Origin of the sequence: Actinoallomurus sp. NPDC052308, assembly GCF_040679195.1 — a bacterium.
GTDB classification, from domain to species: Bacteria; Actinomycetota; Actinomycetes; order Streptosporangiales; family Streptosporangiaceae; genus Actinoallomurus; species Actinoallomurus liliacearum.
Map to the genome: position 1 here is coordinate 58,904 of NZ_JBFAUM010000031.1, position 22,281 is coordinate 81,184.

The 22,281-nt window shown below is 71.2% G+C and carries 21 protein-coding genes; 12 read left to right on the plus strand and 9 right to left on the minus strand.

Annotated features, from left to right (window positions below; translation table 11 throughout):
* The first annotated feature begins 126 nt into the window (after positions 1 to 126).
* Positions 127 to 885, plus strand: a complete 759-nt coding sequence (locus AB0L00_RS39455; RefSeq protein WP_364442696.1) for an amidohydrolase family protein — start codon at positions 127 to 129, stop codon at positions 883 to 885.
* Positions 886 to 1,034: 149 nt separating this feature from the next.
* Complete coding sequence (locus tag AB0L00_RS39460) at positions 1,035 to 1,400, plus strand: DUF190 domain-containing protein (RefSeq protein ID WP_364442697.1); 366 nt, start codon at positions 1,035 to 1,037, stop codon at positions 1,398 to 1,400.
* Between the two features lie 60 nt (positions 1,401 to 1,460).
* Here the strand turns inward: AB0L00_RS39460 and AB0L00_RS39465 are convergent, their stop codons facing one another.
* Complete coding sequence (locus AB0L00_RS39465; protein WP_345359513.1) at positions 1,461 to 1,658, minus strand: hypothetical protein; 198 nt, start codon at positions 1,656 to 1,658, stop codon at positions 1,461 to 1,463.
* Positions 1,659 to 1,964: 306 nt separating this feature from the next.
* Between AB0L00_RS39465 and AB0L00_RS39470 the strand changes: the two genes are divergently transcribed.
* Together AB0L00_RS39470 and AB0L00_RS39475 are read left to right on the plus strand one after the other, a co-directional pair.
* A complete protein-coding gene (locus AB0L00_RS39470; RefSeq protein ID WP_364442698.1) occupies positions 1,965 to 4,376 on the plus strand; it encodes a M14 family zinc carboxypeptidase in 2,412 nt (803 codons plus the stop codon).
* Positions 4,373 to 7,171 (plus strand): M14 family zinc carboxypeptidase, encoded by a 2,799-nt coding sequence (locus tag AB0L00_RS39475; RefSeq protein WP_364442700.1) that lies wholly within the window; start codon positions 4,373 to 4,375, stop codon positions 7,169 to 7,171. Before AB0L00_RS39470 ends, AB0L00_RS39475 begins: the two co-directional genes overlap by 4 nt.
* 122 nt (positions 7,172 to 7,293) lie before the next feature.
* Here AB0L00_RS39475 and AB0L00_RS39480 read toward each other — a convergent pair whose 3' ends face one another.
* Positions 7,294 to 8,274 carry a methyltransferase gene (locus AB0L00_RS39480; RefSeq protein WP_364442701.1) on the minus strand — a complete coding sequence of 327 codons (981 nt, stop codon included), beginning with the start codon at positions 8,272 to 8,274 and terminating at the stop codon, positions 7,294 to 7,296.
* Positions 8,275 to 8,502: 228 nt separating this feature from the next.
* Here AB0L00_RS39480 and AB0L00_RS39485 point away from each other — a divergent pair, with 228 nt between their 5' ends.
* Entirely contained in the window at positions 8,503 to 8,691 is a 189-nt protein-coding gene (locus AB0L00_RS39485; protein ID WP_345359525.1) for a ferredoxin, read from the plus strand.
* A 15-nt stretch (positions 8,692 to 8,706) separates the two neighbouring features.
* Here the strand turns inward: AB0L00_RS39485 and AB0L00_RS39490 are convergent, their stop codons facing one another.
* The gene (locus tag AB0L00_RS39490) at positions 8,707 to 9,753 is read right to left on the minus strand and encodes a methyltransferase (protein WP_364442703.1); all 1,047 of its coding nucleotides are present in this window, start codon (positions 9,751 to 9,753) and stop codon (positions 8,707 to 8,709) included.
* A gap of 200 nt (positions 9,754 to 9,953) precedes the next feature.
* Between AB0L00_RS39490 and asnB the strand changes: the two genes are divergently transcribed.
* Both asnB and AB0L00_RS39500 read left to right on the plus strand, forming a co-directional pair.
* Positions 9,954 to 11,807 (plus strand): asparagine synthase (glutamine-hydrolyzing), encoded by a 1,854-nt coding sequence (gene asnB, locus AB0L00_RS39495; protein ID WP_364442705.1) that lies wholly within the window; start codon positions 9,954 to 9,956, stop codon positions 11,805 to 11,807.
* A gap of 33 nt (positions 11,808 to 11,840) precedes the next feature.
* Positions 11,841 to 12,725 carry an NAD(P)-dependent oxidoreductase gene (locus AB0L00_RS39500; RefSeq protein ID WP_364442706.1) on the plus strand — a complete coding sequence of 295 codons (885 nt, stop codon included), beginning with the start codon at positions 11,841 to 11,843 and terminating at the stop codon, positions 12,723 to 12,725.
* A gap of 52 nt (positions 12,726 to 12,777) precedes the next feature.
* Here AB0L00_RS39500 and AB0L00_RS39505 read toward each other — a convergent pair whose 3' ends face one another.
* From AB0L00_RS39505 to AB0L00_RS39525, 5 genes are read right to left on the minus strand one after another with little or no spacing between them, the layout of a single operon-like run.
* The gene (locus AB0L00_RS39505) at positions 12,778 to 13,530 is read right to left on the minus strand and encodes an SDR family oxidoreductase (protein ID WP_364442707.1); all 753 of its coding nucleotides are present in this window, start codon (positions 13,528 to 13,530) and stop codon (positions 12,778 to 12,780) included.
* A gap of 20 nt (positions 13,531 to 13,550) precedes the next feature.
* Entirely contained in the window at positions 13,551 to 14,258 is a 708-nt protein-coding gene (locus AB0L00_RS39510) for an SDR family NAD(P)-dependent oxidoreductase (RefSeq protein ID WP_364442708.1), read from the minus strand.
* Between the two features lie 39 nt (positions 14,259 to 14,297).
* Entirely contained in the window at positions 14,298 to 15,503 is a 1,206-nt protein-coding gene (locus AB0L00_RS39515) for a cytochrome P450 (RefSeq protein WP_364442709.1), read from the minus strand.
* Positions 15,504 to 15,553: 50 nt separating this feature from the next.
* Complete coding sequence (locus AB0L00_RS39520) at positions 15,554 to 16,753, minus strand: cytochrome P450 (RefSeq protein WP_364442710.1); 1,200 nt, start codon at positions 16,751 to 16,753, stop codon at positions 15,554 to 15,556.
* Positions 16,754 to 16,805: 52 nt separating this feature from the next.
* Complete coding sequence (locus AB0L00_RS39525) at positions 16,806 to 17,474, minus strand: TenA family transcriptional regulator (RefSeq protein ID WP_364442711.1); 669 nt, start codon at positions 17,472 to 17,474, stop codon at positions 16,806 to 16,808.
* Between the two features lie 181 nt (positions 17,475 to 17,655).
* Here AB0L00_RS39525 and AB0L00_RS39530 point away from each other — a divergent pair, with 181 nt between their 5' ends.
* The 5 genes from AB0L00_RS39530 to AB0L00_RS39550 all read left to right on the plus strand — a co-directional run bounded on the left by AB0L00_RS39530 (position 17,656) and on the right by AB0L00_RS39550 (position 20,997).
* Positions 17,656 to 18,411 carry an SDR family oxidoreductase gene (locus AB0L00_RS39530; RefSeq protein WP_364442713.1) on the plus strand — a complete coding sequence of 252 codons (756 nt, stop codon included), beginning with the start codon at positions 17,656 to 17,658 and terminating at the stop codon, positions 18,409 to 18,411.
* A 50-nt stretch (positions 18,412 to 18,461) separates the two neighbouring features.
* Positions 18,462 to 18,857, plus strand: a complete 396-nt coding sequence (locus AB0L00_RS39535) for an antibiotic biosynthesis monooxygenase family protein (RefSeq protein WP_364442714.1) — start codon at positions 18,462 to 18,464, stop codon at positions 18,855 to 18,857.
* A 157-nt stretch (positions 18,858 to 19,014) separates the two neighbouring features.
* On the plus strand, positions 19,015 to 19,752 hold the full coding sequence (locus AB0L00_RS39540) for an SDR family NAD(P)-dependent oxidoreductase (RefSeq protein ID WP_364442715.1): 738 nt from the start codon (positions 19,015 to 19,017) through the stop codon (positions 19,750 to 19,752).
* On the plus strand, positions 19,752 to 20,132 hold the full coding sequence (locus tag AB0L00_RS39545) for a SchA/CurD-like domain-containing protein (RefSeq protein ID WP_364442716.1): 381 nt from the start codon (positions 19,752 to 19,754) through the stop codon (positions 20,130 to 20,132). Before AB0L00_RS39540 ends, AB0L00_RS39545 begins: the two co-directional genes overlap by 1 nt.
* Positions 20,133 to 20,136: 4 nt before the next feature.
* Positions 20,137 to 20,997 (plus strand): LLM class flavin-dependent oxidoreductase, encoded by an 861-nt coding sequence (locus tag AB0L00_RS39550; protein ID WP_364442717.1) that lies wholly within the window; start codon positions 20,137 to 20,139, stop codon positions 20,995 to 20,997.
* Between the two features lie 118 nt (positions 20,998 to 21,115).
* Here the strand turns inward: AB0L00_RS39550 and AB0L00_RS39555 are convergent, their stop codons facing one another.
* Positions 21,116 to 22,132, minus strand: coding sequence for an NADP-dependent oxidoreductase (locus AB0L00_RS39555; RefSeq protein WP_364442718.1), 1,017 nt, complete (start codon positions 22,130 to 22,132; stop codon positions 21,116 to 21,118).
* Positions 22,133 to 22,281: the final 149 nt, after the last annotated feature.

Below are 22,281 nucleotides of genomic sequence, written 5' to 3' on the forward strand. Positions count from 1 at the left end.
GACCAGCGCCTACCCGCACCTCGTGCCGGCATGCCGGTCCGCCCCGGATATGACCAGGTGAGCGGCGCCACGGCCGTCAGGCGGCCGATGCTTGCCGGGCCCTTACCGACCTGTCAGTATGCAGCGATGCCCGCCGGCGACCGTCAGGTGTTCGACGCCCACCTGCACATCATCGACCCCCGTTTCCCGCTCATCGAGAACGACGGCTACCTGCCGCCCGCCTTCACGGTGGAGGACTACCGCCGGCGGACGAGTGCGCTGGGGGTGACCGGTGGGGCGGTGGTCTCCGGTTCCTTCCAGGGGTTCGACCAGGACTACCTGGTCGAGGCCCTCCGGCGGCTGGGCGAGGGGTTCGTCGGGGTCACCCAGTTGCCCGTCTCGGTGACCGACGAGGAGATCGCGCGGCTGAACGCGGAGGGCGTACGGGCGGTGCGGTTCAACGTACGCCGCGGTGGTTCGGAGACCCTCGACCATCTGGAGACCCTGGCCCGCCGCGTCAACGAGGTCGCCGGCTGGCACACCGAGCTCTACATCGACGCCCGCGACCTGCCCGACCTGACGCCCGTCCTGCGCACGCTGCCGGCGGTGAGCGTCGACCACCTGGGCCTCACCGAGGATGGGTTGCCGCACCTGCTCTCCCTGGTCGACGGCGGCGCCCACGTCAAGGCGACCGGATTCGGCCGCGTCGACCTCGAGGTGACCAAGGCGGTTCAGGCCGTGGTCGCCGCGAACCCCCGGTCCCTCATGTTCGGCACGGACCTGCCCTCCACCCGTGCCCGTCGCCCGTTCCACGAGGACGACATCCGACTGCTCACCGACGCGGTCGGACCCGAGCACGCCCAGGCGGTCCTGCACGACAACGCCGCCGCGTTCTACCGGGTCTGAACGCCGACCGTGGGGCAAGGGCGGGCCGTCGGGACCGACGGCCGGGCTTAGCCTGGGGATGGTCCGGTCACGGTCCGGTGCGGGACCGCGCCGGCCCGCCTGAGCGCCGGCGGGCTGCCCGTGCGCCGGAACCGAGGGAGTGAGCGGGCATGAGACTGCACGGCACCGCCTGCCGAGTGACGATTTTCATCGGCGAGACCGACCAGTACCACCACAGGCCGCTCTACACCGAGATCGTGCACCGGGCCCACCGGCGCGGGCTGGCCGGCGCCAGCGTCTTCCGCGGCATCGAGGGCTTCGGTGCCTCATCCCATATCCACACCAGCCGGATCCTGTCGCTCAGTGACGACCTGCCGCTGGCCATCGTGATCGTCGACACCGAGGACAAGATCGTCGAGTTCCTTCTCGAACTCGACGAACTCATCGACGAGGGCCTGGTCATCCTCGATCCGGTGGAGGTCTACCGCTACGTCGGGCGCGACCAGAAGCGCGACGAGAAGAAGGCGAAGCGGTGACGGTCCCGCCGGTGCCGGTCCCGCCGGTGCCGGTCGGCGGCTCGGGCCGTCCGGTCCGCGTCACTTGCTGGGCTGGGGCGTCTTGCAGGAGATCTTCGGGTTGACGCCGGTGTAGTTGAGGGGTCCGGCGATGATCGTGACGAGGAGCGTGCCCGCCTGCGAGCAGTTCTTCGGGCCGCTGCTGTAGTAGTGACGTTGCCCGGCGGCGATGGCGCCGATGATGAGCCACAAGAGGACGATGACCGAGGTCAGTCTCATCGTTACTCCAACGACTGTGCCGGCCGGCGATCGGCGCCGCTGGAGCGACGGAGCCGACCCCATGCCGACGGATGGGGGGACGGACGCCGGGCTTGTACCCAGATCGCGGTCGAATAGGCCCGTACACCTGAGACCTGGGTACCCCGAAGGTAAAGCGCAGGTCAAGTCTTGACTTTGTCGTCTATGGACAAATAGAACCCGATCATGCCTTTTGCGTGATTTCAGGGGGGCGTCCGGCTTGTGTCTTGACGCGTCACGCGCCGAGTGAAGGGACCTCTCATGTCGGGTTCTCGCAGGCCGGGAAGGGTGGGACGGCGAGCGGCGTGGCTCGCCGTGTCCACCGCCCTCGCTCTGAGTCCGCTACCGGTGCTGGCCCAGAGCACCTCGAACGGCGACGTCGCCGCCGAACGCCGGTCCAGCAACGAGCAGAACGGCGTCGCGCTGATGCGCATCGTCGTCCCCGACCAGGCGGGCGTCGACCGGCTGAACGACCTCGGTATCGACCTCGCCGAATACAGCAAGCCGGTGGACGGCGGCATCGAGGTGCACGCCGTCCTGAGCCCCGAGGAGACCCGGGACCTGAGAGGCAAGGGCTTCGACGTCCGCGACGCCATCTCCGACCAGGCCGACGTGGCGAAGCTGCGGCAGGAGCGCGCGAAGACGCTACGAACGCTCGCGGACGAGGCCCGGAGCGGCGACACGCTGACCCCGCTCCGGGCCGAGTGGTTCACCAGCCTCGACGGGCAGCGCTTCCTGTCGGTCGAGGTGAAGACGAGCGATCCCGCGGCGACGAACATCCTCACGGCCTCGTGGAACGGCGGCGCGGGCACCCCGCCGGGTTCCGGTGGCACCGCGACGATGTCCCGGTTCACCGATGCGGGCCAGTACATGTACCACCGGTTCAATACGCCGCTGGCCATCGACGTCACGCCGACCGAGGTGACGGTCACGAGCACCAGCGGAGGCTCGGTCACCGTTCCGGTGAAGAAGTGGCTGGGCGAACCGCGCAAGGCGCCGAGCCCGCACTATGTCAGCGACTTCGTCGACCATTACATGGACCCGACCGAGGTCTACCAGCGGATCGACGCGCTCGCCAAGGAGTTCCCCGGGCAAGCGGAGATCGTCAAGCTGCCGTACAAGACGAACGGATACCGACGGCACGCCCAGGCGCAGTTCGGCTCCGCCGCGGCGAGCACCTTCTACGTGACGTCGCAGGCGTACGGCTCCGAGGGCGGCGACGACGTGACGGTCACGCTGACCAAGCCGGATCGGGCGTCCGCTCCGCTGACGGTGTCGCTCGACCAGGACAACGTCACCGTCGGTCTGGCGACGAACGCCGAAGGCGCGGTCACGAGCACGGCGAAGCAGGTCGTCGACGCGCTGAACGCCCAAGCCGGGAAACTGCTGAGCGCGAGCACCTACCGCGGCAACGCGGGCGACGGAGTGGTGGCCGAGGCCGCCGCGACGAGGCTCACCGACAACCTGCACGCGCCGGCGAGTGTGTCGCGTGATCCGTTCCAGATGCGGGCGCTGCGCATCGGCAAGACGCGCAACGGTTCAAAACCGGGGGTCTTCCTGTACTGCCAGGAGCACGCCCGCGAGTGGGTGACCCCGCTGACGTGCGTCGAGACCGCCGAGCGACTCCTGCGCAACTACCGGCACGACCCGAACACCCGCAAGCTCGTCGACGACCTCGACATCTTCGTCCTGCCGTCCGTGAACCCCGACGGGGCGCACTACAGCATGTACGACTTCAACATGCAGCGCCGGAACATGACCGACCACTGCGGTCCCACCGAGTCCGATCCGGCGTACCGCAACTCCTGGGGCGTCGACCTCAACCGGAATTTCTCGGTCGGTTCCGTCTACGACGGCTACAGCGGCGCGTCGACGTCCTGCCGCAGCGACACGTACGCCGGCCCGGCCGAGCTCTCGGAGCCGGAGTCGCGGAACGAGGTGTGGCTGACACACCAGTTCCCGAACATCAAGTTCGCGATGAACACCCACTCCTACGGCGGCTACTTCATGTGGCCTCCCGGGGCGTACAAGGTGCCCGGCCGCGAACTGCTGCCCCGGGCCGACCTCGGCACCGAGACCTTCTTCTGGTCGGCCTCCGACCACATCCTGTCCACGGTGCAGAACCGACGTGGCACCGCCATCTGGCCGGGGCGAACGGGTCCGGTGCCCGACGTTCTCTACTCGGCGGCGGGCAACAGCGCGGATGAGCACTGGTACAACCGGGGCATCATCGGCTGGGACTTCGAGGTCGGCGCCGACGTCTGGAACCCGGCGACCAACCAGTTCAACGCGGTCGGCTTCCAGCCTCCGTTCGCCGAAGGGCACGAGGAGGCGATGGAGTTCGCCAACGGGCAGATCGGGATCCTCGAGGTCGCGCGAGCGTACGCGTCGGACAAGGTGCCGCCGAAGTCGAAGCTGGTCATCACCGGCCGGGACACCGGCGCCACGAAGTTCACGTTCACGATCGACGAGCCGGCGACGATCTACTACACCCTCGACGGCAGCCGCCCGACCCTGAACTCCCCGAAGCTCAAGGCGGCGGGGATGCGCGAGGGGCCAGAACAGCTCACGGTCGACAAGACCACCGAGGTCAAGTGGTTCTCCGTCGACATCGCGGGCAACGTCGAGAAGAACTACAAGCCCGCCGGCAAGGGCGACGGCTACCGTCGGCAGACCGTGACCGTCGGGGGCGGGCGATGAGCCGGAAGGCGGTGGCCATCGCCGCCCTGACGATGACCTGCGCGGCGCTGACGACCGGGGTGGGCGCGAACGCGAACGCCGCTCCCACCGTCCCCGTGCGGTGCAGCAGCGATCCCAGCGCCCATCTCTCCTCGGTGCCCAGTCCCGAGAAGTTCTTCGGCTTCCCCCTCGGTAAGGGCCAGCAGCGCGTGGTCACGACGGAGGAGATCCAGAAGTACGTCGCGGCCGTCGGAAAGGCGTCGGACCGCGTGGTCACCGGCACGATGGCGCACAGCGTCTCCGGACAGCCGTTGCCGTACGCGATCGTGTCGAGCGAGCAGCATGTCGCTCCCGGACGGCTCAACAAGATCGCGGAGCGGATCCGGGAACTGCGGGACCCCCGGAGCCTGAAATCCGGCAAGGCGGCTCGTATCGCCGAGGACACCCCGGCCATCGTGTGGGTGGCGGGGAACGTGCACGGCGGTGAGAAGAGCGGCGGCGACGCCGCTCTCCGGACGCTGTACGAACTGGCCGCCGGGCTCTCGTGTGACGTCGCGAAGCGCAACGAGGAACTCGTCACGGTCATCGTCCCGACGCAGAACCCCGATGGCCGCGACGCGGGCCGCCGGCAGAACGACTACGGCTTCGACCTGAACCGCGACTGGTTCGCGCGTACGCAGCCGGAGACCGACGGCAAGGTCGCGCTGCTGCGGGACTACCCGCCGCAGATCTTCGTCGACGCGCACGAGATGGGGGGTTCGCAGTACTTCTTCCCGCCGAACGCCGACCCGATCCACCATGAGATCGCGAGCGAGCCGGTCGACTGGATCAACCGCATCGGCAAGGCGAACGCCGCCGGCTTCGGCTACAACGGCGCCTGCGGTGGCTCCGTCACCACGGAGTGCTACTTCAATTATCAGTCCTACGACCTGTTCTACATGGGTTACGGCGACACGGTGCCCACCACCGGCTTCGGCGCCGCCGGCATGACGTTCGAGAAGGGCAGCGCCTCCGCGGTCGAGGACCGGGTCCAGCAGCAGATCAACACCCAGTGGGCCACGACCGGCTGGGCCGCCGACAACAAGCGCGAGATCCTGCGCGGCTACTACAAAGTCTGGCAGGACGCGCTGGCCGAGGGCAGGAGCGGCGCGCTCGAGCCGAACCAGGTCGTGCAGCCGACCAACCAGGTCGAGTACCCGGTACCCGACATCAAGGTCCGGTCCTACTTCCTGCTCCCCGACCGCCAGCTCGGCGACGTGCGCCGGCTGGTCGAGCGCCTGCGCGGCATGGACGTCGAGGTCTACCGGCTCAAGGAAGCGGCCACGGTGCCGGACGCGCACGTCTTCGGCGGCCGCCGCGCCAAGAACCTCAAGGTTCCGGCGGGGACGTACTGGATCCCCATGGCACAGCCGCAGAAGCACTGGATCCAGGCCCTGCTCGGGGAGGATCCCTACGTACCGTTCCCCTACTTCTACGACGTCTCGTCCTGGAGCAACCCGCTGCTCTCGGGCATCCAGACGGTCTACACCGGGGACGACCTCGCGCCGGAGGCCGACCGGGTGCGGCGGATCGACGGCGGCGTCGGTTCCGCGGCGCCCGCCCGCGGGTCGTACGGCTACCCGCTGGACTCCGCGGCCGCGGCCGAGCTGACGTTCAAGCTGCTCGGCCGTGGTGTCGCGCTCACCCGGGATCTCCGGACCGGAGTGGTGAGCCTGCCGGCGAACGCGCTGCCGCCGGACGCGCTGGACGGGCTCGCCCGGCCGCTCGGCGTGACCGTCACCGGCAGCAGGGCGGCCGCCTCGGGCGTCGCGCTCCGCAGACCGGACGTCGGCCTCTTCGCCGGCACCGGCGTCTCGACGACCTCCGGGTCGTACGGTGAGGCGCGCTACGTCCTCGGCTCGCGCTGGGGTCTCGGCCTCACCCCGGTCACCACCGCCGACATCAACGGCAACACCCCGGCGTTCACCCAGCGCACCGCGCTGCTCGTCCCCGACGGGAGCAGCGCGAACGGCGGCCTCACCGCGCAGGGCCTGGCCAACCTGAAGGCCTGGGTCGAGAAGGGCGGCAGCTACCTGGGTGTGCGCAACGAGGGCACCCGTGTCGCGCGGGCGGCCGGGCTCACCTCGACGACCGAGAAGACACCGCCGAAGGACTACACGGTCATCGGCTCGCACTTCCGAGTCGACGTGGACGCGACCAGCCCGGTGGCCCTCGGCCGGCCGCGGGAGGACTTCGCGTTCAACAACTCCGACCCGATCCTCACCCCGACCAGGACCGGCACCAACGTGCTGAGCTATCCGGCCGGCGACACGTTCTGGTCGAACGGCTACACGGTGGACGGTGACGCCCTGAAGGGCACGGCGGCGCTGGTCGACGAGCCGGTGGGCGGCGGCAACGCGGTGCTGTTCGCGTTCGACCCGATGTTCCGCGCCTACAACGACAGTGGCGCTCACCTGCTGGCCAACGCGCTGCTCGCGGGCGCGCCGGTCAGGACGGCGGCCGCGCCGCGGCGGACCGCGACCGCGGGCGCCGACGCGAACGCCCTGCGCGCCGCGGCGGCGAAGGCTCCTGTACGGGAGAACCTCGGCGGCGACTGGCGGCCCATCACCATCCAGGTGAGCCGGGCCGACCTGGCGCGGACCGAGGCCGTCGTCGCCCGCTACACCGGCGCGGCGAAGGCGGAGACCACCGGCGACACCGGATACGTCACCATCCCCAACCCGAAGGGACTGTCCGCGGACGAGCACCCGTTCCTCCGCGACCTGGTCCGCGACCTGCACGACGCGGGCATCTCGCCGCGCTCGCTCGTGGCGTGATCCATGAGCCGGCCGGGCCGACGCGCTCTGGTCGTCCGGGCCGGGCGGTACCGGAAGGTGTGATCACAGGGGCGCGGGTGCGCTGAGAGGGGCCCGGCAGGCGGTGCCACCGCCTGCCGGGCTCATCCGGTCGCGGGCTTCCGGCAGACGACCAGCGTCTCGTTGGCGTCGAGCCGCTGGTCGGCCACCGTCGCGAAACCGACGGACGTGGCCAGTTCCCGCAGCTCGCCGACGGTGTACTCGCCGCCCTCCTCGGTGACCAGCGCCATGATGAGGCTGGCGACGAGGTTGTCCACGTCGGCGAACGCCTCGTCGAGCATCCGGTCGTAGACCAGGAGCACGCCGCCCGGCTCGAGCGCCCGGAACGCCGCGCGGAGCAGATGGGCCCGTTGCTCCCACGACCAGTTGTGCAGGACGTGGCCGAAGACCATCAGGTCGGTGCGGGGCAGCGGATCGCGAAAGAAGTCGCCGGCGTGGAAGGACACCTTCCCCGTCAGGCCCAGCTCCGCCATGTGCTCGCTGAACACCGGTTCGAGCTGCGGCAGGTCGAACACGTGCCCGGCGAGGGCGGGCCACGCGGCGACGATCCGGCCCACGAGGCCGCCGCGGCAACCGCCGACGTCGACCACCGAACGGTGGACGGACCAGTCGACGGCCTCCAGCAGCGGGGAGACGACCGTTCCCAGCGAGCCCTCCATCATCCGGGCGTACCGCCGGACCTCGGCCGGGTCGTCGAGCATCGCGGTGAAGTCGCCCGGGCTCGACCGCGGCCGGCCGCTGCGCAGCGTGTCGGTCAGCCCGTCCCACAGGGCGTACAGGTTCGCCTTGGCGCCGAGCAGCGTGGAGCCGACGTAGCCGTCCAGGCCGGCGACCAGGTGGCGGTCCGCGTCGGCCGAGTTCCGGAACCGGCCCTCGTCCTCGCGCAGGACGCCGAGGGCGACGAGCAGCCGCAGGAGGTCACGCAGTCCCCGGCCGTGCAGGCCGAGGCGTACGCGGATCTCCTCCGCCGTGGCCGGGGCGTCGTGCAGCGCGGTGAACAGACCGAGTTCCACCGCGGTGAGCAGAGCCTGGGCCTCGCAGAACGCGTGGCCCAGGCGGAGCACGTCTCGCTCAGATCCGGCAATGGCCGTACCCGCCATCGGTATCCCCCTTCGCCGATGTGATCGTGCCGTCGCCGCATGGAGGATCACTCGAGTTGCGCGCGGGCGGCGCGGGCCGCGCAGTCGAGTCAGGTGCGAACATCCGGCCGCATACTCCTGCTGACATGTTCCCGGCGACGTGAGACGGCCATCGGGGCACGCGCCCGGGCGGCCGTCGGAACGGTGGCGATGATGCGCGTGAGCGCGGACAAGGAAACGTGCGCGGTGAGCAGCCTGTGCGTCTACCGCGTGCCCGAGGTCTTCGACCAGGACGACGACGGGGCCGTGGAGATCCTCGACACGGAACCCCCGTCGTCGCTGCACGAGGCCGTCCGGAGCGCGGCCCGCAGCTGCCCGACGCAGTCCATCCGCGTCGAGTAGGCGGGCCGCGGATCGTCAGACGGGCCGGTATTCGAGGAGCGCGATGTTGCCCGGAACCGGCTCGTTGGCGATCGTGAAGCCGGCCGCGCCGGCGATGCGGTTCCACTCGTCGAGGCCGCGTTCCCGGCCGCCCAGCACCGCGAGGGCCTCCACGTCGATCAGCTTGCCGATGTCCCACTCGCCGGGGCCGCGCAGCAACTGGTCGACGATGAGCAGCCGGGCGTCGCGGTCGTCGCCGATGGCCTCCCGGATCCGGCGCAGGATGAGCTCCGCCTTGTCGTCGTCCCAGTTGTGCAGGGTGTGCTTGATGAAGTAGGCGTCGCACCCGCCGGGGACCTCGACGAAGAAGTCGGTCGGCACGATCGTCACCCGGCCCGCCACGTCCTCGTCCTCGAACGTCGCCTTCGCGTCGGCGACCGTCTGCGGCTGGTCGGCGAGCACCCCGGTGCAGTGCGGGTGCCGGCGCAGGATCTCGGCGAGGAACTGTCCCCGTCCCCCGCCCACGTCCGCGATGCGGCCGAAGCGGCCGAAGTCGAACCGCTCGAAGATGACGTCCGTGGCCGGGTACTGGTTCTGCTGCATCGCCCGGTCCAGCACGGCCCCGCCGGCCGGATTCGCCTTGGTGTACTCGTAGAAGGACATGCCGAACGCCTCCTCGAAGGACGGCCGGCCGGTCCGCAGACTGTGCGCGACGTTCTCGTACGGCCGCCACAGCATCGGGTCGGAGGCGAACAGGAACATGTCGCGGATGCCGTCCGGCGCGCCGGAGACCAGGCCCGTGGAGGCCGCCGTCAGGGCGAACCGGCCGTCGGCCCCCTCCGTCAGGATCCCCGCCGCCGCCACGGCCCGCAGCAGCCGGTACAGCGTGTCGGCTCTCGTCCCGGTCTCCGCGCCGATCTCAGCGGCCGTCCGCGGTCCGCGGGCGAGCACGTCCGGCACCTTGGCCTCGACGAGCGCGCGGAGAGCCCCGAGGGTCCACTTGGCCGCGAACAGGGCGAGCACCTGTTTCTCGGGAGGAAGGTCCACCTCGAAGTGACCCACCTTGTTCGGTGTCTCGGGCACGCCGGCCTCCTTCATCGGCTCCCACCTCTCGTTCAGCCGGACAAGCGTTTCCGGTACGGCTCGCACCTGGATCGGGGGGCGGTCGAGGGACGTCCGCCGGCGGCGCGAACCCGGTTCCGGCTGGACCGGTCGTCGAACCCGCCTGGATGCGCGCGCCGCATCATGCTGCAAGCTCCGCCAATCGAGTGAAGGAGACGCGGATGTGCGGCATCGCCGGCTGGTTGGACTTCGGGCGGGATGTGGGAGGGCAGCGGCCGACGCTGCTCGCGATGACCGACACGCTGGCCGGCCGGGGGATCGACGACCGTGGCCTGTGGCTGGACACCCATATCGGGCTGGGGCACACCCGTACCTCCATCATCGACCTGGCCGGCGGCGCGCAGCCGCTGACCGTCGAGGAGGACGGCAGGCCCGTCGCGGTGATCGTGTACAACGGTGAGGTCTACAACTTCAAACAGCTGCGCAGCGAGCTGACGGCACGCGGGCACCGGTTCCGCACCAGGAGCGACACCGAGGTGGTACTGCGCGCGTACCTGGAGTGGGACGTCGCCTGCGCCGAACGGCTCGAGGGCATCTTCGCCTTCGCGGTCTGGGACATCCGCCGCGAGAGGCTCGTCCTGGTCCGTGACCGGCTGGGCGTCAAGCCCCTCTTCTACAGCAGGCGGCCCGAAGGCGTGATCTTCGGTTCCGAGCCGAAGGCGCTGCTGGCCAACCCGCAGGTCCGCCCGGTCGTCACGGCCGACGGGCTGCGGGAGCTGTTCTCGACCGCCAAGCAGCCGGGCCAGGCCGTCTACCAGGACATGGCGGAGGTCCGGCCGGGCCACACGCTGACCGTCGACCGCGGCGGCGTGGTCGAGCGGCGCTACTGGGCGCTGGAGGCGCGCCCGCACACCGACGACCTCGACACCACCGTCCGCGAGGTCCGGTCGCTGCTCGAGGACATCGTGCTCCGCGAACTGCAGTCGGACGTCCCGCTGTGCACGGCGCTGTCCGGCGGCGTCGACTCCAGCGCGGTGACCGCCATCGCCTCGATGTGGCGGTGGAAGCTCGAAGGCGAGCGGGTCCGGACGTTCGTCACCACGTACAACGACTACGCCGAGAAGTTCGAGCCCGACGACGTGCGGTTCTCCCCGGACGAACCGTTCGCGGCGGAGGTCGCGCGGCTCGTCCACGCCGATCACATCGTGATCAGGCTGCGGCCGCAGGAGCTGATGGACGTCGACACCCGGCTCGCGGTGCTCGTCGCCCAGGACATGCCGACCGCGCTGGGCGACATGGACGTCTCCAACTACCTGACCTCCCGGGAGATCAAGAGGCACTCCACCGTGGCGGTCGCCGGCGAGGTCGCGGACGAGATCTTCGGCGGATACAACTGGATGTACAAGCCCGAGTGCGTGAACGCCGACGTCTTCCCCTGGGTCGTCAACGAGACGCTGCAGCCGGGTTCGCCGAAGGGCCTGGGCCGGGCCCTGTTCGACACCGGGTTCATGGAAAAGATCGACATGAACCGCTACTACGCGGACTCCTTCCAGCAGGCCGTGGCCGAGGCTCCGCACCAGGACGGCGAGGACGACCTGGAACGGCGGATGCGCTCGATCGGCTACGTGACCCTCACCCGGTGGCTGCCCATGCTGCTCGATCGCGGCGACCGGCTGTCCATGGCGCACGGCCTCGAGCTGCGGGTGCCGTACGCCGACCACCGCCTCGTCGAGTACCTCTACAACGTCCCGTGGAGCATGAAGACCTTCGACGGCCGGGAGAAGAGCATCCTGCGCGCGGCGGTGCGCGACCTGGTGCCCGCGTCGGTGCTGGAGCGCACGAAGAGCCCCTGGCCGGTCACCCAGGACCCGGCGTACACCGAGATGCTGTACGACGAGTTGTCCGCCCTGGTCCGGGACGGCGCCTCGCCGGTCCTGCCGTTCACCGACCTGGAGGCGGTGCGGCGCACGCTGGAGGGCGGCATCGCGTACGACTGGGCGAGCCGCATGAACATCGAGATGCTGCTGAACTTCAACCGGTGGCTGACGCATTACGACGTGGACGTGGTGATCTGACGCGCCGACGCGCGCGATCGAAGGGTGACCCTCATGAGCAACGAGAGTGTGGCGTTCATCGGCCTGGGCGGCATGGGCGGCGGCATGGCCGGACGGCTGCGGGCCGCCGGATTCCCGATCGTGGTCTACAACCGCACGGCGGCCAAGGCCGCCCCGCTCGCCGAGGCGGGCGCGCGGGTCGCCGCGTCGAGTTCGGAGGCCGTACGCGGCGCCCGGATCGTCGTGCTGAGCCTCAGCGACGAGAACGCGGTCGAGCAGGTCCTGTTCGGCGAGGTACGGGACGCGCTGAGTCCGGGCGCCATCATCGTGGACACCTCGACCGTGTCACCGGCCTACGCCGCCGAGGCGGCCGAGCGGCTGGCGCTGACGGGTGTCCGGCGTGTGGAGGCGTGCGTGCTGGGCAACCCCGACATGGCGCGGGCCGGGAAGCTGCGGATCTTCACTGCGGGGCGGAGCGAGGACGTCGCGGCGGTCCGTCACGTCCTCGAGGCGCTCGGCCAGGAGATCACGCATGTCGGCCCGGCCGGCTCGGCGGCCGTGCTCAAGCTGTCCTTCAACCTCGTCCTCGGCAACCAGGTCGCCGCGCTGGCCGAGGCGGTGGCGCTGGTCGACGCCGCCGGGCTGGACCGCGACGGTTTCCTCACCGCCCTGGCCAAGAGCGGATTCAGCTCGCCGACGCTGGCGTTCCGCGCCGAACTGGTGCGGGCACGCCGGTACGAGCCGCCGGCGTTCCGCAGCGTGCTGATGGAGAAGGACCTCCGTCTCGCCGCGGGCGAGGCCGCGCGACACGGGATCGAGCTCCCGGTCACCGCCTGTGCGGCGGACCGGTACGCCGACGTCGTACGGACCGGTGACGGCGACAGGGACGCCGCGGTGATCGCGGAGCGGTACTCCCCCGTCCCGGCGGACCGGGCCTGACCACGACAAACCGCGGCCCCCGCCGGTGGCGGGGGCCGCGGTTTGTCGTGGGTCAGAGGGTCTTCACCATGCCGGCGTCGATCAGGTAGTCCGATCCGGTGACGCTCGGGACCTCCCCGGAGGTCAGCAGCACGACCAGCGCCGCGATCTCGGTCGGTTCGATCATCGTGCCGGTGCTCAGGCCGTTCCGCTCGATGAACTCCTCCTCGGAGAGTCCCAGCTTCGTGGTGATCTCCGGCTTGGTCCAGATCCGGGTCCGCGTCGGCCCCGGGGTGATGGTGTTGACCCGGACCCCGAGCGGGCTGAACTCGGCGGACAGGGCCTTGCTCAGGTTCGTGAGCGCGGCCTTGGCCGCGGAGTAGTGGACCAGGCGGGGGTCGGCGATTCTCGAGTTGACCGACCCGATGTTGACGATCGAGCCCTTGCGCTCGATCAGGCTGGGCAGCGCCGCCCGGGTCGCCCGTACGGCGCTGAAGAGGTTGAGCTCGAAGGTGCGCTGCCAGACGTCGTCGTCGGTGTCGAGGAAGCCCTGCGCCAGTTTCACCCCGTTGCCGACGTTGTTCACCAGGATGTCGATGCCGCCGAACTCGGCCAGCGCCCGTTCGACGAGCGTACGCGGCCCGTCGGGCGTGGCCAGGTCAACCTCGACCGCGTGCGGCGTGGCGGTCAGCAGCGCCTCGCTCGTGCTCCGGGCGCCGCCGATCACGTCCGCGCCGACCGAGGCGAGCGCCTGGACCACCGCCAGGCCGATGCCGTGGCTGGCCCCCGTGACGACGGCCTTCTTGCCGGACAAGTCGAATTTCACGCTCTCTCCTTCCCGTGCCCTCAGGCTCGGCCCGGGCCGCGTTTCTCCGTCAGGAACCCACCGGTCGGACCGTCGGCGGGAAGGGTCGCCGCGTCGGCGATGAACGGGGCGGCCACCTCCGGAGGGTTCGGCTGGTTCGGCATCATCCGGGTGCGCAGCCGGCCGGGATTCACCGCGTTGACCAGGACGCCCGAGCCGGCGGTCTGCTCGGCGAGCATGGCGGCCAGGCCGTTCAGCCCGCTCTTCGAGACCGAGTACCCCGGGGCGGCGGCGAACAGGCGGCCGCCGAACTCGGTGGTGGTCCCACTGGAGATGATCACTACGCGGCCCCAGCCCCGCCGGACCATGGGCGGCACGAACGCCTGCGCCACCCGCCAGGTGCCCAGCAGGTTGACGCGGAGCGTCTCCTCGACCAGTTCCAGCGGGACCGACAGGGGGTCGGTCCCCGCGTCCAGCAGCACCCCGGCGTTGCACACCAGGATGTCCACCGGTCCCACCTGCTCGGCGGCCTCCTTGACGCTGTCGGGATCGGTGATGTCGAGCCGCGCCGCCCGGGCACCGGGGCCGAGGTCGGCGGCGGTGACCCGCGCGTCCTCGGCGTTCCGCGCGGTCACGACCACCCGTACGTCCCGCCGGTACAGCTCGGCGGCGACCGCGCGGCCGATGCCGCGGTTGGCCCCGGTTATCAGGGCGGTGCGCCCGGCGGCCACCGCGTCTTTCTCCGTCATCGGTCCACGTCCCTGGGGTTCGGCCGGCACCGTGCCGCGTCAGCGGTAGCGCATGGGCAGGTGCTTGACGCAGTTCATGAAGTTGCTCTCGGGGCGCACCGGCGTGCCGGTGATCTCCATCCGCGGCAGCAGGTCGATCGCGGCGTCGAGGAACTGGGTGAGCTCCAGCACCGCCAGCCCGTTCCCGATGCAGAAGTGCGGGCCGCCGCCGCCGAAGGTGACGTGCGGGTTCGGCGAGCGGGTCACGTCGAACCGGTCCGGGTCGGCGAAGACCTCCTCGTCCCTGTTCGCGGAGGTGTACCACATGACCACCCGCTCCCCCGCGCCGATCGGCTGGCCGCCGATCTCGGTGTCGCGGACGACGTTGCGCGCGAAGTGGGTGACGGGGGTCACCCAGCGCAGGACCTCGTCCACCGCGGTCGGCATCAGGCTCCGGTCGGCCCGCAGCTTCGCCAGCTCGTCGCCGAACTCCAGCAGCGCCAGCACGGCGCCGGAGACGGAGCAGTACGTGGTCTCGCTGCCCGCCGTGATCAGCGTGGTGGCGAAGACCGCGATCTCCTCGGTGCTGAGCCGGTCGGGCAGGTTGATCCGGTCGCTCTTCAACCGGGCCGCCAGGAGGATGGAGAACAGGTCGTCGGCCGGCTGCCGGGACCGGGCCTCGGCGAGGTCACGGAAGTAGCCCAGCAGCCTGTCGAAGACGTCCTCCTCGCCGGCCGCGAGGTCGTACTCCGGATCGCCGAGGTTCACCGTGTGCCGCGCCCAGTCGATCACGACGTCCCGGTCGGGCTCCGGGACGCCGAGCAGCTCGGCCAGCACCTGGAACGGCAGCCGGAGGGCGACGTCCTCGGCCAGGTCGAACTCCCCCTTCTCCACCACCTCGGCGAGAAGGGAGTCGACGATGCCCCGGATCGGCTTCTTGAGCAGGGCCATGCGCGCCGGGGCGAACGCCTTGAACGCCAGCTTGCGCATGCGGGTGTGCGCGGGACCGTCCAGGAAGGTGATCACCGGGTCGGTGATGTCGGCCTTCCGCACCGACGTCATGGTGGTCGGGCCGGAGGCGAAGGTCTCGTTGTCCCGGGAGACCCGGGCGACGTCCTCGTGCCGGGTCAGGTACCAGAACGGCTGGCCGTCGGTGTCCCGGGCCAGCGGCAGCCGGTCGGAGTGCCGGAGCCGGCGGAAGTAGTCGTAGGGGATGCCATCGCTGAACACCGTGGGATCCATCAGGTCGATGTCCCGAACGGCCATCTCTCGTCCTCCTACCGGCACGGTCGCGTGCCGTCGCTCGGAGGTCCCGGTCACCAGACGACCGGAACCTCGCTGAAGCCCTCCATGAACCCGCCGACCGCGCGCGGCATGTCCTCGACCGGCATCGCGAGGCGGATGGCCGGGAACCGGCGCAGCAGGCTCTCGGTGGCGACCTGCAGCTCCATGCGGGCCAGGGCCGCGCCGGCGCAGTAGTGGATGCCGGACCCGAAGGTCATGTGGTGGTTCTCGGGGCGCCGGATGTCGAGCGAGAACGGATCGGTGAACACCGTCTCGTCCATGTTCGCCGATTCCTCGGAGAGCAGGACGCTGGACCCCTTCTCGATCACGGTCCCGTCGGACAGCTCGATGTCCTCCAGCGCGTACCGCAGGGTGCCGATCGACGATCCCATGATCTGGGTCCGCAGCAGTTCCTCGACGGCGGACTCGACCAGGGAGTAGTCGTTCTGGATCTCGCGGACCAGGTCCTGACGGTGCAGCAGCACCGCGGTGCCGGTGCCGATCTGGCTCGCCGTGGTGACGTAGCCGGCGATGAGCAGGCTCTGCGTCCACCAGTGCAGCTCGAACTCCGAGAGCCGGTTGTCGTCCTCGTCCCGGACCTTGATCAGACCACCGATCAGGTCGTCGGTCGGGTGCGCCCGCTTGCGCTCGATCAGCTCGCCCAGGTAGCTCCACAGGCCCTGACGGCACTCCTCGACCTGCTCCGGCGGCAGCTTGGTCACCGAGAGGAACCCGTCCACCAGCCGGCGGAACTTGTCCCGGTCCTCGCTGGGCACCCCGAGCAGCCGGCAGATCACCATGATCGGCAGCGGGAAGGCCAGCGCCTCGTTCAGCTCGACGGGCTGCGGGCCCTCCGCCATCTTCGCGAGCAGGTCGTCGGTGACCTCCTGCGCGAAGGGACGCAGCGCCTCGACCCGGCGCGCGGTGAACGCCTTGGTGACCAGGCCGCGGACCCGGAGGTGCGCGGGCGGGTCGGCGTCGACCCGCGGGTCGACGAACAGCTTGTTGTCGGCGGAGATCCGCGCCGCGTCCGGCCTGGCCACGTTCTTGCTCAGCCGGGAGTCGGAGAACAGGTTCCGGACGTCCCGGTAGCGGGTCACCATGACCGCGGTGTCACCGCTGGGCAGCCTGACCGGGACGAGTGCCTTCTCCCGCAGCCCCCGCAGACCGTCGGGAACCTGCATCGGAGGGGTCCACTCGAAGGGGTAGGGAATCGGGGCTTGCACGCTCATGCCAATGGCCACCTTTCTCGGCGGATTCCGGCAACGATCCTCGGCGTCGCGTTCACATCGGCCAAGAGCCCTGCCGCAGGCAGGACTCGGCGAAGTCCCATTCGTACTGGGCGCCGATGGAGAACTGCTCGACCATGACCCGACGCTCCGCGGCGGAGCACTCCTCGCCCGCCCGGTCCACCAGGTCGAGGAACGCGCGGACCGCGTACTGGTAGGAGTCGCCGGGGTGGTACGTGACGCTCCAGTCCGCGTACCGGGATCCGGCGACCACGCCGTCCTTGAGCCGGTCGGACACCTCGTGGTTGAACCACACCATCGGCAGCAGCGCGCCCAGCCCCGCGTGGAACGACGTGGCGGTGGCCGCGCCGAAGAACGACGCGTGGGCGTGGGTGGCGGGGGCGACCGCGCTCCCCTCGTCGAGCGCGGGCAGGCCGTGCCCGGCGGCGAACGACGTGTAGGCGGCGCGCAGTTCGTCGCGGGCCTCCAGGGTGCCGACGACCGACTGGCCGAGCAGGAGCGCGGCCGCGTCGTCCGGGGCGGCCGCGGCGCACCGGGCCAGGGCGCGGGCGTAGGCGGGCAGCAGGAAGGCGGTGTCCTGCCGGACGAAGTACGCGAGTGCCTCACCCGGCAGCGAGCCGTCGCGCAGGCCCGACCAGAACGGGTGGTCCTGCACCTTGCGCAGTACCGGATCCCGGATCGTCCGGAGCTCTTCGTGCAGCATCGGCCTGCCTCCTCCACGGCGCGGAACATCGGCCGGACGGTAACGGCGGAGCGTGGAGTCGCCCTCGAAGCCGACACGAGGGCGTCCGGCCCCGCGATCAGGGCGGCCGCTCGTTAAGCCGTCCTCGAGCGTGGCGGCGCACCCTGGCGGCCGACGTGCCCACAGCCGTAGGGATGTGCCGATGGATCTAGGTCTGGCGGACAAGCGCGTGCTCGTCACGGGCGCCACCCGAGGGATCGGCCGTGCGACGGCACGGCTCTTCGGCGAGGAGGGCGCCCGCGTCGCCGTGGGCTATCACGCCTCGGACGCGGCGGCCAAGAGCCTGGTCGACGAGCTCGGCGGCGAGAGCCGGGCCTGCGCGGTCCGGCTCGACCTCGCCGACCCCGACTCGATCGAGGCGGCGGTGCGCGCCGTCGAGGAACGCTGGGGCGGAGTGGACGTCGTCGTGGCCAACGCCCAGACGTGGGAGTGGATCGATCCGGCGGAGATCCCGCCGTACGAGGACTTCCCGATGGACTACTGGCTCGCCCGCTACCGCGAGAACGCCGAGGGGCACATGTGGACGGTCCGGTACGCCCTGCGCGGCATGCGAGCGCGTGGCTGGGGCCGGGTCGTCCTGCTGTCCTCGGTCACGGCGGAGCACGGGAACCCCGGATCGGAGCTCTACAGCGCCTCGAAGGCGGCGCTGCACGGGTTCGCCCGGGGCCTGATGTGGACGCGGGACGGGGTGCTCGTCAACGTGGTCGCGCCCGGCGGCACGGTGACCGAGAGCCTCGACGCGGTCGATCCGGAACTCCTGGAACGCGTCACCCGCGACACCCCGAGCGGCCGCCTGACCACCGCGGAGGAGGTCGCGCGCGTCATCGTCTTCCTCGGCTCCGCGGCGAACGGCAACGTCAACGGCGAGGTGATCCACACCGCCGGCGGCACGCGCTGAGCCCGAACACCACAGCCCCTACGAGTCGCCCCTCCGACGAAGGAGGGCCCATGACCGTGGCCGCGACGCGCGTCGAGCGGCCGCACCAGGGAGGAACCATGTCAGAGCCGCAGTCGATGTTCCGCGTCATGCTGCGCATGCAGATCCACCAGGGGATGGAGCAGGAGTTCGAGCAGACCTGGCATTCCGTCGGCAAGGCGGTCACGGACCATCCGGCGAACATCGGCCAGTGGCTGTCCCGGAGCGACGAAGAGGACAACGTCTACTACATCGTCAGCGACTGGACCGACGAGCCGCGGTTCCGCGAGTTCGAGCACAGCGACACCCACCTCGCGCACCGGACGAAGCTGCACCCGTACCGCTCGGGCGGCTCGATGACGACCATGCACGTGGTCTACGCGATGACCGGTGCGGGCGCGGCCGCGCCGGCGTCGGGCACCGCGTGAACCCGCACCGCTCGGGCCCTCACCGCCTGAACTCGCACCACCTGAGCCCGCGCCGCGCGACCGGCGTCGCGAGTGCGTCTCCAGCCCACCGCGAGAGGACCGGGGCAGCGTCGGGCCGGAGTTCGTCGTATGAACCGCCCCACCCGACGGAGGTCCCATGAATCTCGGACTGCGCGGCAAGCGCGTGCTGGTGACCGGCGGCAGCCGGGGCATCGGCAGGGAGACCGTACTGGCCTTCGCCCGGGCCGGCGCCCGGGTCGTGGCCTGCCATCGCACGCCCGGTGAGGCGGCCGACAGCCTCGCCCGCGAGCTGAAGGAACTCGGCGGCGACCACCGCCTGGTCCAGGCCGACGTCACCGAACCCGCCGGTGCCTCCGCGCTCGCGGAGGCCTGCCGGGAGACCCTCGGCGGGCTCGACGCGCTCGTCAACAACGTCGGCGTGGACGGCCGGGCGAAGTTCGGGGAGCTGTCGGCGCAGGAATGGCGGCGGGTCCTCGACGCGAACCTGACCGGCACCTTCCTGGTCACCAAGGCCGTCCTCGGACTGCTCGCGGACGGCGGCTCGATCATCAACATCGGGGCGTCCGCGGGAATGCGGGGACGACCGGAGAGCGCGCACTACGGCGCCTCCAAGACCGCGATCCTCGGACTGACCCGGTCGCTGGCCAGGGAGCTGGGTCGCCGCGGGATCCGGGTCAACACGATCGCGCCCGGCGTCATCGTCACCGAGCCCGGCGGTGGACCGCCGCCTCCGGTCGCCGACGCGATCCGCGCGGTGACCGCGCTGGGCCGGCTGGGCACGAGCGCCGACGTCGCCCCGGCCGTCCTGTTCCTGGCCAGTGACTCATCGCAGTACATCACCGGTGCCACGCTCAACATCGACGGAGGTGTCTGATGCCGTTCGCCGCCATCACCTACCGGGTCGTTCCCGGACATGAGGACGAGATCGCGGAGATCTTCGCGGGCTTCCAGCGGGTGGACACGCCCGTCTTCCGGGACCCGGACGGCGAGAAGGCCGGCCGTCTCCTCGGCACGGCCGTGTTCATCAAGGACGACGTGATGGTCCGGGTGATCCACTACGAGGGCGACTTCCGTGCGGTGGCCGCGCACATGGGCCGGCAGAAGGGCGTGCACCTCCTGGAGGAGAAGCTCGCGCCGTACCTGGCCGAGAAGCGCGACACCTCGACGGAGGCGGGCTTCCAGGAGTACTTCCGTAACTCGGTCATGCGCTCCGTCTCCCAGCTGTCGGTGGACACCCACCCCGTGAGCGGGTGACGGCGTGGAGATCGGGATCGGGCTGCCGACCACCATCCCCGGTGCCGGCGGCGACGAGCTCCTCGCGTGGGCGAAACGCGGCGAGGACCTCGGCTTCTCCTCTCTCGGCGTGCTGGACCGGCTCATGTACGACTCCTATGAGCCGCTGATCACGCTGGCGGCCGCCGCCGGCGCGACGAGCCGGATCCGGCTGACCACCAGCATCCTGATCGCCGCCTACCGCGGCGATCAGGCGGTGCTGGCCAAGCAGCTCGCGTCCCTGCACCGGCTCTCCGGCGGCCGCCTCGTCGTCAGCGTGGCGGCCGGCCCGCGGGAGGACGACTACGAGGCGTGCGGGACGCCGTTCCACCGGCGGGGCCGCCGGCTCGACGACCTGCTCGGCGAGCTCCGGCGGCTCTGGGCGGGCACGGCGTCGCCCGGACTGGTGCCGGGCCCCTCCTGCGTGAACGGCGGTCCGCCGCTGATCGTGGGCGGGCACTCCGAGGCGGCCATGCGGCGGGCGGCCACCTACGGTGACGGCTGGATCGCCGGCGGCAGCTCGGCGTCCGGCTACGACGCGCTCGCCCAGCGGGCGCGTACGGCCTGGCAGGCCGCGGGCCGTACGGGCGAACCGCGGATGCTGGCCATCGCCTACGTCGCGCTCGGCGCGGACGCCCGCGAAGCCGCCGGACGTTACCTCACCGAGTACTACGCCTTCGCCGGGCCGAAGGCGGACATGGCCGTGCGCAGCATGCTCACCGACGAGCGGCAGCTCCGTGAGTTCGCCGACGGGTACGAGGCGTCGGGCTGCGACGAGCTCATCCTCATCCCGTGCGTCACCGATGTGGGCCAGGCCGACCGCATCGCCAAAGCCGTGTGGGGATGACCGCCCGCGCGTGACGTCGGGCCCGCCGGTGCGGGGCCCGCCGGTGCGGGGCCCGCCGGTGCGGGGCCCGCCGGTGCGGGGCCCGCCGTCAGGCGGGCCGCCGGTACGAGGGTCGTCGTCAGGCGGAGTCGGGCATGACGATGACGAGTTTCCCGCGGGTGTGCCGTCCCGCCAGGTCGGCGTAGGCCCGGGGTCCCTCCTTCAGGAGGTACCGGCGGCTGATGGTGCACGGCAGGATGCCCTCGGCCGCCGCGGCCGCCAGCCGGTCGAGGTCGCCGGCGTGGGCGAAGGCGTGGAAGCCGACGTCGCGGAGGTCGGAGCGCAGCTCGGTGGGCGCGAAGTTGGGGGTGGCGAACCTGATCACGCGGCCGTTCGGCCGCAGGACCCGGCTCGCCTCGGTCAGGCGGTCGCCCGGCAGCACCAGGCTCACCAGCGCGTCCACCCCACCGGGGTGCAGCCGCAGCGTCTCGGCCACGGGGTCCGCCGACCGGTAGTCGATCACCTCCGCGGCGCCGAGCTCCCGGACGTACCGCTCGTCCTCGGGCAGCGCGGTCGCGATCACATGCGCTCCGGCGGCGGCCAGCAGCGGGATCGCCACCCCGCCCACGCCCCCGGCCGCGCCGACGACCAGGACGGTCTCACCGGCTCGGAACCCGCCCGCGCGGAACATCGCCAGGGCCGCGAGGCCCACGGTGGGCAGCGTGGCGGCGTGCTCGGCGGCCAGCTCCCGCGGGCGTACCGCGAGCGCCGGGGTGTCCGCCTCGAACACCGCGTACTCGGCGCTGGAGCCCGTGCTCAGGGACGGCGGCGCGGAGACCCGACCGGCGATCTCCGCCATGGTGCGCGGGAACCCGACCCCGAACAGCTCCTCCCCGACGGCGAACCGGGTGACGCCGGCGCCGGTCTCGGTCACGGTGCCCGCGAAGTCACCGCCGGGCACGAGCGGGAAGGCGAGGGGGAGCAGGTCGCGCATGACGCCGCTGAGGTTCCAGACGTCGGCGGGGTTCACCGAGGCGGCCCGGACCCGTACCTGGATCTGCCCCGGGCCGGGCCGGGGGACCGGCAGATCCTCGACCCTCAGCTCACCGGGTGGGCCGTACCGCCTGGCCACCACCGCCGTCATCGTCGTGGGCATCGGCTTCCTCCAGGTCCGCCCGGGCGACCGGCCACGCCGGAGGACGCGCCGCGCGCCCGGATCCGCGACGCACTGACCCCGGCCGGTCGCCCGTACGGCGCCGACGCGGGCGGCACGATCGTGCCACGGCGCCGTGGACGATCACTCGA

Bases quoted from the DNA above. Each gene is read 5' to 3' on its own strand.
- AB0L00_RS39510 (WP_364442708.1), bottom strand. From the start codon at position 14,258: ATGACGGAGAAAGACGCGGTGGCCGCCGGGCGCACCGCCCTGATAACC.
- AB0L00_RS39460 (WP_364442697.1), top strand. From the start codon at position 1,035: ATGAGACTGCACGGCACCGCCTGCCGAGTGACGATTTTCATCGGCGAG.
- AB0L00_RS39540 (WP_364442715.1), top strand. From the start codon at position 19,015: ATGAATCTCGGACTGCGCGGCAAGCGCGTGCTGGTGACCGGCGGCAGC.
- AB0L00_RS39555 (WP_364442718.1), bottom strand. From the start codon at position 22,132: ATGCCCACGACGATGACGGCGGTGGTGGCCAGGCGGTACGGCCCACCC.
- AB0L00_RS39475 (WP_364442700.1), top strand. From the start codon at position 4,373: ATGAGCCGGAAGGCGGTGGCCATCGCCGCCCTGACGATGACCTGCGCG.
- AB0L00_RS39455 (WP_364442696.1), top strand. From the start codon at position 127: ATGCCCGCCGGCGACCGTCAGGTGTTCGACGCCCACCTGCACATCATC.
- AB0L00_RS39465 (WP_345359513.1), bottom strand. From the start codon at position 1,658: ATGAGACTGACCTCGGTCATCGTCCTCTTGTGGCTCATCATCGGCGCC.
- AB0L00_RS39485 (WP_345359525.1), top strand. From the start codon at position 8,503: ATGCGCGTGAGCGCGGACAAGGAAACGTGCGCGGTGAGCAGCCTGTGC.
- AB0L00_RS39500 (WP_364442706.1), top strand. From the start codon at position 11,841: ATGAGCAACGAGAGTGTGGCGTTCATCGGCCTGGGCGGCATGGGCGGC.
- AB0L00_RS39545 (WP_364442716.1), top strand. From the start codon at position 19,752: ATGCCGTTCGCCGCCATCACCTACCGGGTCGTTCCCGGACATGAGGAC.
- AB0L00_RS39530 (WP_364442713.1), top strand. From the start codon at position 17,656: ATGGATCTAGGTCTGGCGGACAAGCGCGTGCTCGTCACGGGCGCCACC.
- AB0L00_RS39535 (WP_364442714.1), top strand. From the start codon at position 18,462: ATGACCGTGGCCGCGACGCGCGTCGAGCGGCCGCACCAGGGAGGAACC.
- AB0L00_RS39525 (WP_364442711.1), bottom strand. From the start codon at position 17,474: ATGCTGCACGAAGAGCTCCGGACGATCCGGGATCCGGTACTGCGCAAG.
- AB0L00_RS39515 (WP_364442709.1), bottom strand. From the start codon at position 15,503: ATGGCCGTTCGGGACATCGACCTGATGGATCCCACGGTGTTCAGCGAT.
- asnB (WP_364442705.1), top strand. From the start codon at position 9,954: ATGTGCGGCATCGCCGGCTGGTTGGACTTCGGGCGGGATGTGGGAGGG.
- AB0L00_RS39520 (WP_364442710.1), bottom strand. From the start codon at position 16,753: ATGAGCGTGCAAGCCCCGATTCCCTACCCCTTCGAGTGGACCCCTCCG.